The organism is Streptomyces sp. NPDC043876 (assembly GCF_056435825.1).
In genome coordinates, this window is record NZ_JBWKDV010000002.1 from 530,914 (window position 1) to 543,371 (window position 12,458).

12 protein-coding genes are annotated in these 12,458 nt (G+C 73.9%); 6 read left to right on the plus strand and 6 right to left on the minus strand.

All coding sequences use genetic code 11. The annotated features are described in order from the left end of the window. Positions 1-3 precede the first annotated feature (3 nt). Both AC0693_RS07500 and AC0693_RS07505 read right to left on the minus strand, forming a co-directional pair. Complete coding sequence (locus AC0693_RS07500; RefSeq protein ID WP_478801208.1) at positions 4-1,632, minus strand: GAF domain-containing protein; 1,629 nt, start codon at positions 1,630-1,632, stop codon at positions 4-6. Then, the gene (locus AC0693_RS07505) at positions 1,629-2,666 is read right to left on the minus strand and encodes a rod shape-determining protein (protein WP_356410138.1); all 1,038 of its coding nucleotides are present in this window, start codon (positions 2,664-2,666) and stop codon (positions 1,629-1,631) included. Before AC0693_RS07505 ends, AC0693_RS07500 begins: the two co-directional genes overlap by 4 nt. Before the next feature lie 223 nt (positions 2,667-2,889). Here AC0693_RS07505 and AC0693_RS07510 point away from each other — a divergent pair, with 223 nt between their 5' ends. Beyond that, positions 2,890-3,612 (plus strand): esterase/lipase family protein, encoded by a 723-nt coding sequence (locus AC0693_RS07510; protein WP_478801209.1) that lies wholly within the window; start codon positions 2,890-2,892, stop codon positions 3,610-3,612. Here AC0693_RS07510 and AC0693_RS07515 read toward each other — a convergent pair. Further along, on the minus strand, positions 3,605-4,234 hold the full coding sequence (locus AC0693_RS07515) for a hypothetical protein (RefSeq protein WP_478801210.1): 630 nt from the start codon (positions 4,232-4,234) through the stop codon (positions 3,605-3,607). The genes AC0693_RS07510 and AC0693_RS07515 overlap by 8 nt on opposite strands. A gap of 78 nt (positions 4,235-4,312) precedes the next feature. On the opposite strand from AC0693_RS07515, the gene AC0693_RS07520 reads away from it, so the two are divergent. Further along, positions 4,313-5,107 (plus strand): SCO2400 family protein, encoded by a 795-nt coding sequence (locus AC0693_RS07520; RefSeq protein WP_478801211.1) that lies wholly within the window; start codon positions 4,313-4,315, stop codon positions 5,105-5,107. Positions 5,108-5,131: 24 nt separating this feature from the next. Here the strand turns inward: AC0693_RS07520 and AC0693_RS07525 are convergent, their stop codons facing one another. Further along, the gene (locus tag AC0693_RS07525) at positions 5,132-5,554 is read right to left on the minus strand and encodes a MarR family winged helix-turn-helix transcriptional regulator (protein WP_356410149.1); all 423 of its coding nucleotides are present in this window, start codon (positions 5,552-5,554) and stop codon (positions 5,132-5,134) included. A gap of 92 nt (positions 5,555-5,646) precedes the next feature. Between AC0693_RS07525 and AC0693_RS07530 the strand changes: the two genes are divergently transcribed. The 3 genes from AC0693_RS07530 (at position 5,647) to AC0693_RS07540 (ending at position 8,089) form a co-directional block, all read left to right on the plus strand. Beyond that, positions 5,647-6,669, plus strand: coding sequence for an NADP-dependent oxidoreductase (locus tag AC0693_RS07530; protein WP_356410152.1), 1,023 nt, complete (start codon positions 5,647-5,649; stop codon positions 6,667-6,669). A gap of 65 nt (positions 6,670-6,734) precedes the next feature. Continuing rightward, positions 6,735-7,157 (plus strand): organic hydroperoxide resistance protein, encoded by a 423-nt coding sequence (locus AC0693_RS07535; protein WP_356410155.1) that lies wholly within the window; start codon positions 6,735-6,737, stop codon positions 7,155-7,157. A gap of 77 nt (positions 7,158-7,234) precedes the next feature. Next, the gene (locus AC0693_RS07540) at positions 7,235-8,089 is read left to right on the plus strand and encodes an EI24 domain-containing protein (protein WP_469319453.1); all 855 of its coding nucleotides are present in this window, start codon (positions 7,235-7,237) and stop codon (positions 8,087-8,089) included. A 29-nt stretch (positions 8,090-8,118) separates the two neighbouring features. Here AC0693_RS07540 and AC0693_RS07545 read toward each other — a convergent pair whose 3' ends face one another. Beyond that, complete coding sequence (locus AC0693_RS07545; protein WP_468463343.1) at positions 8,119-8,700, minus strand: TetR/AcrR family transcriptional regulator; 582 nt, start codon at positions 8,698-8,700, stop codon at positions 8,119-8,121. 249 nt (positions 8,701-8,949) lie between these two features. Here AC0693_RS07545 and AC0693_RS07550 point away from each other — a divergent pair, with 249 nt between their 5' ends. Continuing rightward, positions 8,950-11,364 (plus strand): beta-glucosidase, encoded by a 2,415-nt coding sequence (locus tag AC0693_RS07550; RefSeq protein ID WP_478801360.1) that lies wholly within the window; start codon positions 8,950-8,952, stop codon positions 11,362-11,364. Positions 11,365-11,497: 133 nt separating this feature from the next. Here AC0693_RS07550 and AC0693_RS07555 read toward each other — a convergent pair whose 3' ends face one another. Continuing rightward, complete coding sequence (locus tag AC0693_RS07555; protein WP_356410162.1) at positions 11,498-12,394, minus strand: SGNH/GDSL hydrolase family protein; 897 nt, start codon at positions 12,392-12,394, stop codon at positions 11,498-11,500. Positions 12,395-12,458: the final 64 nt, after the last annotated feature.

Sequence of the window (12,458 nt, forward strand, 5' to 3'; positions counted from 1 at the left end):
CCTCTAGAGCGGTGATTCCCAGTGCACGTTCGTGCCGCGGGTGCCCGCCTCCGTCACGCCGTCGTCCGACACCGTCAGGCGGACCGTGCCCGGCCCCGCGTCCGCCTCCACCGTCACGTCGACCGCGATCGACGTGACCTCGCTGCGCCGGTGCGCCGCCGCCAGCGCTCCGCGCAGGGCCGCCAGCAGCGCGCCCGCCACCGGGTCCGGGAGCAGCGCGTCCACCGCCCCCGTGAAGTGCACCGACGGCTGGAAGCCGAAGAGGACCGCCGCGCCGCCGGTCTCGCGCAGCACCCGGCCCCGGAAGGTGGTCGGCGCGTCGGTGGGCGGCTGCTGGAGGGCGAAGATGGCGGTCCGCACCTCCTGGATGGTCGAGTCCAGCTCGTCCACCGCACGGCTCAGCTCCTCGCCGACCGTGTCGCCGGAAGGCGCGGTGGAGGAGCGGCGCCGCGTGCTCTCCAGCATCATCTCCGTCGCGAACAGCCGCTGGACCACCAGGTCGTGCAGGTCCCGGGCGATCCGGTCGCGGTCCTCGTAGACGGCCAGCTGCTCGCGGTCGTACTGCGCGTCGGCCAGGACGAGGGCCAGCGCGGCCTGGGACGCGAACTGCGAGGCCAGCAGCCGGTCCACGGCGTCGTACGGCTTGCCGCCCCGGTGCCGGGGCAGGGCGAGCGTGCCGATCAGCTGCCCGCCGCTCTGCAGCGGCAGCATCATGCTCGGCCCGAACCGCACCCGGACGTGCGTGGTCATCCGGGGGTCGGTCGCCGAATCGTCTATGAAGACGGGCTCGCCGCCCAGCAGCTGCTCCAGTACGGCCGAACCGGGCGCGATGGCGGTGCCGACCAGGTCCCCGGGATCGCCCTCGGTGGAGGCGGCCACGATCTCCATGCCGCCCTCGGGGGTCGGCTGGAGCACCACTCCGGCCGCCGCGTCCGCGAGGATCCGGGCCCGTTCGGCCACGCACCGCAGGGCGTCGGAGGCCGGGCGGCCCGCGAGCAGGGTGGTGGTGACGGCGGCCGCGCCCTCGATCCAGCGCTCCCGGCGGCGGGCGGTCTCGTACAGCCGGGCGTTGCCGATCGCTATGCCCGCCTGCGCGGCCAGGACCCGGACGAGTGCGAGGTCCTCCTCCGAGAAGGAGCCGCCGCCGCGCTTCTCGGTGAGGTAGAGGTTGCCGAAGACCTCGGTGTGCACCCGGATGGGGACGCCGAGGAAGGTGTGCATCGGCGGGTGCCCCGGCGGGAATCCGGCCGCGCGCGGATCCTTGGTGAGGTCGGTGACCAGGAGCGGGCGGGGATCGCTGATGAGCGTGCCCAGCAGGCCCGAGCGGCCGTCGGGCAGCCGGGGGATGGCGCTCCGTTCCGCCTCGGTCATCCCGGCGGTGAACAGCTCGGTGAGCCGGCCGTGCTCGGGGTCGACGACGCCGAGCGCCGCGTAGCGGGCGGCGCACAGGTCGGACGCCGAGTCGACGATGTGCTGGAGGGTGGCGTGCAGCTCCAGTTCGGAGCCGACGCTGAGCACGGCCTCCAGCAGCATCGGCAGCCCGGGTTCCTCCGGTGCCCCGGCGGCCCCGGTGCCCGGGGACCGGTCTGCCGAGGGCCGGTCCGCCGGGCCCGCAGGACTCGTCCGGCTCATTCGGCCAAGGGGTTCAGAACCATGGGGGTGATCTTCCCTTCGAGCATCGCGCCGAGTCCGAGTACGGCGCACACGTCCGGCCGCTCCGCGATCTGCACGGGCATTCCGGTGGAGTCGCGCAGCATCTGGTCCAGGCCGGGCAGCCGGGCGCTGCCACCCACCATCATGATCCCCCGGTCCGTCAGGTCCGCGACCAGGTCGGGCGGGCAGTCCCGGAGCACCTTGCCGATGCCGTCGAGGACGGCGGTCAGCGGGGTGTGGATGGCGTCGCGGACGGCCGCCGTGTCCACGTGCACGGACCGCGCGAGACCGGTCGCCACGTCCCGGCCGTGGATCAGGGTGGAGGCGGGGCCCTCGGGGGTGATGCCGTTGCCGTGCAGGGCCAGCTGGAGCGGCCGGACCGCCTGGCTCGGCAGCATCAGTTCGTGGGCGTGGCGCAGGTGCTGGACGATCGCGTGGTCGATGGCCTCGCCGCCGACCGGGATGCGCTGGGCGGTGACGATCGAGCCGAGCGAGAGCACCGCGACCTGCGTGGCCGCGGCCCCGCACACCATGATCATCGTCGCGGTCGGCTGCTCCACGGGGAGGCCGCAGCCGACGGCCGCCGCGATCAGGGTGTCCACGAGCTCGACCCGCCGGGCACCGAGCCCGACCAGGGTCTCGACGGTCGCGCGCTGGGCCAGCGGGTCCGCGTCGTGCGGGGTGCAGGCGGCGGCGCGCAGCCGGGGCTTGCGGCGCAGGGCGCGCCGCAGCTTCTCGCCGAGGAGGTGGCGCAGCATCCGCTGGGCCATCTCGATGTCGACGACGGTGCCGCCGGAGACGGGGCGCACGACGCGGATGTAGTCCGGCGTGCGGCCGGTCATCCGTTCGGCGAAGGTGCCGACGGCGATGAGGGCGCCGGTCCGCGTGTTCACGGCGGCGACGCTGGGCTCGTCGACGACCAGGCCGGCGCCCTTGACGTAGACGCGGGTCCTGGCGGCCCCGAGGTCGACGGCGACGTGGCAGCGGCGCAACTGCTCAAGACTGACGGTCACGGCAGGTCCTCCCGAGAGCGCTGATGCAAGGGGACCGATGGATTACCGGTCTCAATCAGTATCTTCCGGGACAATTCGGGCATATCGCCCGTTGTGCTGGTCCGGTCGGGGTGGGGCTGAGGGGGCGCGGAGGTGCTGCACGGGGGTGGTTTTCTGTACCGACAGGCGACACGATGCCCCCACATTCCGCGCTACCCGCGCGTAACAAGGTAAGGGGCACCCGATGCTGACGGCCCGCCAGGGAATCCTGACCGTCCTGACACTCTGCCTGGCCTGCTTCCCCGCGCTCCTCGCGCCGCTCCCGGCCCGCGCCGCCGAGCCGGCCGGCGCGCAGGGCGCCGTCCGGGCCCAGCCGCACGCTCCGGTGGTGTTCGTCCACGGGTACAACGCGGACCCCGGCGTGTGGGGCGCCCTGCGCGAGGACCTGCGCGCCGCCGGGTACGCCGACGCGGAGCTGTTCTCGTGGGGCTACGACACCCACCAGTCGGTCAACGAGGTGCTCTCGGGCCGCCTCGCGGAGTACGTCGAGCAGGTCCGCCGCCAGACCGGCGCCGCCCGGGTCGACGTGGTGGCCCATTCGTTCGGCTCGCTCGTCACCCGCTGGTACGTGAAGTTCGGCGGCGGCGGCTCCGCCGTGGACCACTGGATCTCGCTCGCCGGACCCAACCACGGCACCTACATCAGCTGGGGCTGCGTCATCTGGGACCAGGCCTGCCGGGACATGAGCCCCGGTTCCTACGTGCAGAAGAAGCTCGCCGAGGGCGACGAGACGCCCGGCGCGGTGAAGTACGCCACCTTCTGGTCCTCCTGCGACGAGGTCATCAACCCGGACGGCAGCGTGGCCCTGACCGGCGCCCTCAACACCCACGCGGGCTGCCTCAAGCACAACGACTTCCTCGGCGACGACGGGGTCTCGGCCGGGGTCCGCGCCTTCCTCGCTACGTGAGGCGCCCCTCCGCGCGCTCAGCTGCGGGCGGCCCGTACTCCGTGCGCTGGAGCAGGCCGTAGGTGAACTCCGCCACGCACGGCCGGGCCGCTCCGGCGCCGTCCCGCCCGGTGAACGCCAGCCGCCACCGGGTGGGCGCCGTGCCCTCCATCGGGCGGGCCGGCGCGAAGGCCCGCGCCACCTCGTCCACCGTCGCCGACCACGGCAGCAGGTCGTCCAGGGTCTCCAGTACGGGCCCCCGCGCCCCGGGTGCCCGGACCAGCCACTCGTTCCACACCGCCCCGTCCGGCGCGGCCAGCACCTCGAAGCGCAGGTCCGGCCAGAGCGGTACGGGCCACAGCAGCGCCTCGCACTCCAGGTCGCCGATGGTGCGCCGGGTCACCGACTCGGCCGGGCCCAGCACCGAGCGGTAGCGGGCCAGCGCCCCGCGCGCCCGGGGTGAGCGGACCATCGCCTGCCACCGCTTGTTCGCCTCGCGCTGCTCCGCGAGGGAGGCGCCGAGCCGGATCCGTGCCCGGTCGGCGAGGTCCGGCTGGAAGTCGGACATCCGGCGGAGCAGCACCAGCTGGAAGGCCTCCGGGCCGAAGCGGGAGGCCGGGCGGGAGTCGGGGGCGGCAGCCATGCGCCTCAGAATTGCACACAGGATCCTTACACCCCCGCGATACGGATGTTGCGGATCACCACGTAGCCTGCGGGCGCCATGGACTATTGCCACGCCTGCCGGAGGCACCTCAACGGCGCACTGGCGTGCGCCGGGTGCGGAACCCCGGCCGAGTACCTGACCACCGCGCCCGCGCCCGCCGCGCCGCCGCCCGGTGCCCCGCCCGGGGTGCCGGCGTACGACGCCGCGCCCGGGTATCCCTACCCGACCGCGCCCGTCCACCCCGCCGCACCGCCCTACGCGGACGGTCCCGTCTACGCGGAAGGTCCCGGGTACGCGGACGGTCCCGTCCACGCCGAAGAGCCCGCCCCCTCCGGCCCGCACGGCGAGGGCGCACGGGGGAGCCGCCGCCCCGGGGCCGCTCGCCGCGTGCACCGGCGGCGCCGCCGGACCGCGCTGACCATGGGCATCGGCCTGGTGCTCGCGGTCGGCGTCACCTTCGCTATCGCCCGGATCACCACCGACGGCCGGCAGGGCTCCTCCGACGTGATGCTCAAGGACGGCGCGGGCGCGCAGCAGCCGCTGTCGAGCGCGGCCCCGTCCACCGCGGCCGCGCTCCGGCCGTCCGCCAGCGCGTCGGCGAAGCCCAGCGGATCCGCTTCGGCGAGTCCCTCGGCCGGCGCCTCGCGGTCCGCGAGCCCGTCCCCCTCGGCGAGCGCCTCGGTCAGGGCGTCGGCGAGCGCCTCCGGCACGCCCCGGACCGTCGCCCCGTCCGGGCCCGCGCAGCCCACGGAGAGCCGGCCGGATTCGCCGAAGCCCACCAAGAAGCCGCGGCCCTCGGCGAGCCCGTCGCCGTCGCCGTCGGACGAGTGCTGGCCCTGGTGGTGGTGCTGAGCTGATGCCGGGCGGGCCCCCGGGTCAGCCCAGCATCCGCTTGAGCAGGTCCCGCAGGGCGGTCCGCTCGGTCGTGGAGAGTCCGGCCAGCGGCTCCCGCGCGAAGTCGAGCGACTCGCGCAGGCGGTCGGCGGTCTGCCGGCCCTCCTCGGTGGCGGCGGCGAGCTTGACCCGCCGGTCGGCGGGGTCGGGGCGGCGTTCCACCAGGCCGCGGCTCTCCAGCCGGTCGACGATCCCGGTCACGTTCGAGGGCTCGCACTTGAGTTTCTGGGCGATCCGGCGCATCGGCATCGGTTCGAGGGACAGGAGACCGAGGACGCGCGCTTGGGCGCCGGTCAGCTGGTGGCTGGCGGCGGCGTGCTCGTACTCCTCGTGGTAGCGGGCCACGACGGTGCCGATGAGCTCGACGACCTCGAGGGTCAGGGGGTCCGTGCGACGACTGGGCATGGAACCAGCGTACCCATTTACTTGACAACATGAAATATCCAGGAGCATGGTTGTTTCAGGTCGTTAAGTAATTTCTCTCCCGGGAGCGCTTCATGTCTGAGATTCCTGCAGTCAGCCGCGAGTGGCATCTGGTCGCCCGTCCGCAGGGCTGGCCCGTCGCCACCGACTTCGCCCTGCGCGAGGTACCGCTGTCGGCGACCCCCGGGCCCGGCCGGATCCTCGTCCGCAACCTCCACATGTCGGTGGACCCGTACATGCGCGGCCGGATGAACGACGTGAAGTCGTACATCCCGCCGTTCCAGCTCGACGCCCCGATGGACGGCGGCGCGGTCGGCGAGGTCGTCGCCTCCGCCGCCGAGGGCTTCGAGGTCGGGGACCACGTCCTGCACGGGCTGGGCTGGCGCGAGTACGCGGAGTTCGACGCGAAGCACGCCGTCAAGGTGGACGCCTCGCTCGCCCCGCTCTCCGCCTACCTGGGCGTGCTCGGCATGCCCGGCATGACCGCCTACGCGGGCCTCTTCGAGGTCGCCTCCTTCAAGGAGGGCGACTCCGTCTTCGTCTCCGGCGCCGCCGGTGCGGTGGGCAGCCTGGTCGGCCAGTTCGCGAAGATCAAGGGCGCGTCCCGGGTCATCGGCTCGGCCGGTTCGGACGAGAAGGTCACCACCCTCACGGAGAAGTACGGCTTCGACGCCGCCTTCAACTACAAGAACGGCCCCGTCGCCGAGCAGCTGAAGGAGGCCGCCCCCGAGGGCATCGACGTCTACTTCGACAACGTCGGCGGCGACCACCTCGAAGCCGCCATCAGCTCCCTCAAGGTGCACGGCCGGGCCACCCTGTGCGGCGCGATCGCGCAGTACAACGCCACCGAGCCGACCCCCGGACCGCGCAACCTCGCGCTGGTCATCGGCAAGCGCCTGCGCCTGCAGGGCATCCTCGTCGGCGACCACGCCGGCCTGCAGCAGCAGTTCGTCCAGGACGTGGCCGGCTGGCTGCGCTCCGGCGAGCTGACCTACGACGAGACCGTCATCGAGGGCGTCGAGAACGCCACCGACGCGTTCCTCGGCCTGCTGCGCGGCGACAACACCGGAAAGATGATCGTTTCTTTCACCCGCTAGGCTCACCCCAGACCGCCGCGATCGTGGGCGCGAGTCGCGGCGAAATACCAGGAGGATTCCCTTACATGTCGATCCAGCAGTCCGACGTCGTCTACACCGCTGTCGCCACCGCCGAGAACGGCCGTGACGGCCGCGTCGCCACCACCGACGGTCAGCTCGACGTCGTCGTGAACCCGCCGAAGGAGATGGGCGGCAGCGGCGCCGGCACCAACCCGGAGGCGCTCTTCGCCGCCGGTTACAGCGCCTGCTTCCAGGGTGCGCTCGGCGTCGTCGCCCGCACCGAGAAGGCCGACATCTCCGGCTCCACCGTCACCGCCGAGGTCGGCATCGGCAAGAACGACGAGGGCTTCGGCATCATCGTCAAGATCTCGGCCTCCATCCCGAACGTGGACGCCGCCACCGCCAAGGACCTCATCGAGAAGGCCCACCAGGTCTGCCCGTACTCCAAGGCGACCCGCGGCAACATCACCGTCGAGCTGGCGGTCTGATCTCCGCACGCACGGACGCACACAGCGCGGGCCGCACCCCCTCCGAGGGGGTGCGGCCCGCGCCGTAAGCTGGCCCGATGAGTGATCTCGCGGGGGGATTCCGCTATCTGCTGGCCGGGCAGCGCTGGGTACTGGCGCACGGACGCTGGCTCGGCCTCGGCCTGCTGCCGGGACTGCTGTCCCTGGTCCTGTACGCCGCCGCGCTGACCGGGCTCGGCTACGGCGCCGACGACCTCGTCGGCTGGCTGACACCCTTCGCCGACGACTGGTCCTCCCCGTGGCTGGCCGCCTTCCGCGGCTTCCTGACCTTCCTGCTCTTCGGCCTCGGCCTGTTCCTCGCGGTGATCACCTTCACCGCGGTGACCCTGCTGATCGGCCAGCCGTTCTACGAGTCGCTCTCCGAGCAGGTCGACCGCAGCGAGGGCGGCGAGCTGCCCGACTCCGGCCTCACCCTGTGGCGGGAGCTGTGGATCTCGGCCCGCGACAGCGTGCGGGTGCTCGGCCGGGTGCTGCTCTACGGCATCCTGCTCTTCGCCTGCGGCTTCATCCCGGTCGTCGGTCAGACCGTCGTCCCCGCCGTCGGGTTCTGCGTCTCCGGCTACTTCCTCACCCTGGAGCTGACCGGCGTGGCCCTGATGCGCCGCCGCGTGGAGCTGCCCGGACAGCTCGCCCTGCTGCGCTCGCGGCGGATGCTGGCGCTCGGCTTCGGCGTGCCGCTGGTGCTGTCCTTCCTGGTGCCGCTGGTGGCGGTGTTCCTGATGCCCGGCGCGGTCGCCGGAGCGACCCTGATGGTCCGGGACCTCACCGCGGACCCGGAGCCCGCTCCCGCTCCCTCTCCCGGGGGCGACGACGCTGCGTGGCCCGCGCCCACGCAGGGCTTCGGACCGCCGCCCGCGGGTTACGGCCGCCCCACCGGCGGGACCGACGGCTGATCGGACCTCCCGCGCCCGCCCCCTGAGCCTCACTCCGCCGCGCCGGGCCCCCGCAGCAGCGTCAGGAAGGAGCGGAAGGCGGCGGGCATGTCCACCGCGTCCGGGGCCAGCAGCCACTGGTACTGGAGCCCGTCCATCACCGCGGTGAGCAGCGGGGCCGCCTCCTCGGGGGTCAGCCCCGACGGCAGGCGCGCGCCGAACTCGGCGCGCAGCGCCGCCGCCATCTCGGCCCGTACCTGCGCGTAGCGCTCGGTGAAGAACTCCCGGGCCGGATGCCCGTCGGTGACGCTCTCGCCCAGCAGCGCCGAGAAGGTCTGCACGATCCCGGGGCGCATCGCGTTGTACTCCACCAGCGAGGCCAGCAGGTCCAGCCGCCAGTGCTCGGCCGAGGCGCGGGAACCGCCGCCGGTGTCCCAGCGGTCGCGTTCCTCCAGCACGGCGACCAGTAGGGACTCCTTGGTCGGGAAGTAGTGCAGCAGGCCCTGCTGGGTCAGGCCCACGCGTTCAGCGACCGAGCCCAGGGACGCGCCCCGGTAGCCCCGTTCCGCGATCACCTCGACCGCGGCGCGCAGGATGTCCCCGCGCCGCTCCTCGCTCCTGGCCCTGACCATCCGGCCGCCTTCCTCCGTGTCCGTTGCGCCAGCAGGACCGTACGCCATTCCCTCGAAGTAACGAAAACATCACGAACCCTACCGCTCACCAGGGAACGGGTCCACGATGGGGGCACCCGCACCCCGCACCACCCGACGAGGAGGCAGGCCGTGGCAGGCGACGCCCTCAGCCCCCAGCCCCAGCATTCCCAGCAGCCCCAGAAGTCCGAGCAGTCCCGGGACGCCCAGGCCGACCGGACGCGCGACGACGTGGTGGAAGCCGCGCTCGGCAAGCTCGACCTCGACACCAAGGCCCGGCTGCTCGCCGGCCAGGACATGTGGACGCTGCCCGCCCTCCCCGGGATCGGTCTGGGCTCCGTGGTCATGTCCGACGGCCCGATCGGCGTCCGCGGCGTCCGCTGGACCGCCGACGACCCGTCGATCGCGCTCCCCTCGCCGACCGCGCTCGCCGCCTCCTGGGACCCGGCCCTCGCCCGCCGGGCCGGCCGGCTGCTCGCCCAGGAGGCCCGCCGCAAGGGCGTCCACGTCCTGCTCGCGCCCACCGTGAACCTGCACCGCTCCCCGCTGGGCGGCCGCCACTTCGAGTGCTACTCCGAGGACCCGTACCTCACCGGCGCCATCGGCACCGGCTACGTCCGGGGCGTCCAGGACGGCGGGGTCGCCGTCACCGTCAAGCACTTCGTGGGCAACGACGCCGAGACCGACCGCTTCACCGTCGACAACGTCATCGCCCCGCGCCCGCTGCGCGAGCTGTACCTGGCGCCCTTCGAGACCATCGTCAAGAACGCCCGCCCCTGGGGCATCATGACGGCGTACAACCAGGTCAACGGCACGACCATGACCGAGCACCGCCACCTGGTGAAGGAGGTCCTGCGCGGGGAGTGGGGCTTCGACGGCTACAACGTCTCCGACTGGATGGCCGCCCGCTCCACCACCGGGGACATCCTCGGCGGCCTGGATGTGGCCATGCCCGGACCGCAGACCGTCTACGGGCCCCCGCTCGCCGACGCCGTACGCGCCGGGGAGGTCCCCGAAGCCGCGGTCGACGACGCCGTGCGCAACGTCCTGCGCCTGGCCGCCCGCGTCGGACTGCTCGAAGGCGCCCCGCCGGCCGTCGGTGAGGTCCCGGCCGCCGTCGACGGCCAGGCGCTGGCCCGCGAGCTGGCCGCCCGCGGCTTCGTCCTCGTCCGCAACGAGAACGCCGCGCTGCCGCTCGACGCCCGCCGCGGCGCCACCGTCGCCCTCTGCGGCGCCGCCGCCCGCGACGCCCGGGTCCTCGGCGGCGGCAGCGCGACCGTCTTCCCCGAGCGGGTCGTCTCCCCGCTCGACGGCCTCACCGCCGCCCTCCCGCCCGGGGCGCTGACCTTCCACGTGGGCGCGGACCCCAGCGACGAACTGGCCCCCGCCGAGACCGGCTTCGAGCTGCGCGCCGTCTGCCGCGACGCCGGCGGGGCGGTCCTCGGCGAGGGCAGCCTGCCGACGGGCCAGGTCCAGTGGATCGGCGACGACCTCCCCGCCGGGGCGACCTACGCGACGATGGCCTCCATCGAGGTCACCGGCACCTTCGTCCCCCGCGAGAGCGGCGAGCACGCCTTCGGCACCCGGGGGCTGGGTGCCTTCACCCTCGCGGTCGGCGGCGAGACGGTCTGGGAGGGCGTCCAGCACATGGGCGACGAGGCCGACCCCTTCGAGGCCTTCTTCGGCGCGCCCAGCGAGCGGGCCCGCGCCGTGCTGACGGCGGGCGAGCCCGTCGAGGTGTCGCTGACCTACCAGGTCCCCGACACCAGCGCGCTGCCGCTCAAGGCGATCATGTTCTCGCTGCTCCACCTCGCGCCGCGGCGCGACGCCGACGAGCTGATCGCCGAAGCCGTGGCCGCGGCGCGGGCCGCGGACACCGCCGTCGTGGTCGTCGCCACCACCGAGCGCGTCGAGTCCGAGGGCTTCGACCGCAAGGACCTGGAACTGCCCGGGCGGCAGAACGACCTCGTGCGCGCCGTCGCCGCCGTCAACCCGAACACCGTGGTCGTCGTCAACACCGGCTCCCCGGTCGAACTGCCCTGGCGGGACGAGGTCGCGGCGGTCCTGCTGACCTGGTTCCCCGGCCAGGAGGGCGGCGCCGCGCTGGCCGAGGTGCTCCTCGGCGAACGGGAGCCCGGCGGTCGGCTGCCCACCACCTGGCCCGCCGCGTTCGCCGACGCGCCGGTCACCGACGTGACCCCGGCCGACGGGCGGCTGGAGTACCGCGAGGGCCTCCACATCGGCTACCGGGCCTACGAGAAGGCCGGGGTGAGCCCCGCGTACTGCTTCGGGCACGGCCTCGGCTACACCGACTGGAGCTACGAGTCCCTGGAGGTCACCGCCGAGGTGGCCCGCGTCCGGGTCCGCAACACCGGCTCCCGCCCCGGCCGCGAGGTCGTCCAGGTCTACCTGGCCCCCGTGGCCGACCCGGTGGAGCGCCCGGCGAGCTGGCTGGCGGGCTTCGCGAGCCTGGAGGCGGGACCCGGCGAGAGCGTGGAGGCCGAGATCGCGCTGCCCCCGCGGGCCTTCGAGATCTGGGACGAGGAGGCCGGCGCCTGGCGGCGCGTGGGCGGGGCGTACGAGGTGCGCGCGAGCCGCTCGCACGCGGCGACCCGGCTCACCGCCACCCTGGAGATCCGCCCCTGAGGCACGCTCCGGAAGCCGCCCGGCGGCGACTGGCCGGAAATCACCCCTGAACCGGACCGGGGGCGGGCCCTGACACCCGCCCCCGGTCCCTCCGCGGCGCCATCGGCGCCCGGCCCCGCGGTGGCCGCAGCGCTCAGAGGGGAGGACGCGGCGAGGTCACCTGCCGGTGCGCCAGCTCCGCCAGCCGGGCCTGCCCGTCCCTGCCCGGGTGGAACCAGTCCCAGCGGCTCAACTGCGCCGTCGTGAAGGGGTACTGGAACACCGCGCCGCCGTCGTAGCGGCACAGCTCGTCCTTCGCGCAGACCTGCCGCAGCACCTCGTTGTACTCCACCACGCGCGCCCGCACCTTCTCGCGCCGCGCCGTCGCCCCGGCCGTCACGGACTCGGCGTCCGCCAGCATCGACTGGCAGATGCCGAGCTTCCAGATCTGCCGGCCCATCGCGCTGCCCTTGCCCTGCTCCCACAGGCGCTGGAGGTCCGGCACGCTCGACACGTACACCTGGGTCCTGGGCGCGGCCTCGCGCAGCCCCGCCAGGGCCTTCTCGAAGCCCTCCCGGAAATCGTCGACCGAGGTCATCGACGAAGTGGTGGGGCGGCAGGCGTCGTTCGAGCCCACCATCACCGTGACCAGGTCGGGGCGCTGCGCGGCGGCCGCCGTCAGCTGCGCGCCCAGGTCCGCCATCCGGGCGCCGGTCACCGCGTAGTTCCAGCTGCGCTGCGGGGCCAGCGCCTCGCCCAGCAGCCGGGTCGCCAGCGAACGCACCTCCGGGTCGTTCCCGGTGGCCCAGGAGACCTCGGGGCAGTCCGCCAGCACCGAACAGGCGTCGAACCCGCGGGTGATGGAGTCCCCGACGGCCGCGACCGAGGCGGGAGCGGTGTTCCAGCGCGGCGCGGCCGGCGCCCCGCGCTCGCCGCCCGTCGAACCGCCGCCCTGGCAGCCCGTACCGGCCAGGGCCAGCACGACGGCCGCCGCGCCCGCGCGCAGAGCGGAATTCCGCCCGCGTCGGTGCGCGGAGGTGGTGGTCCGCATGGGTGAGGTCCCTCCCTCGTCGTCCGGCGTCCCCGGAGGCCGCCCTGCTGAGTGAAAGCTGTGT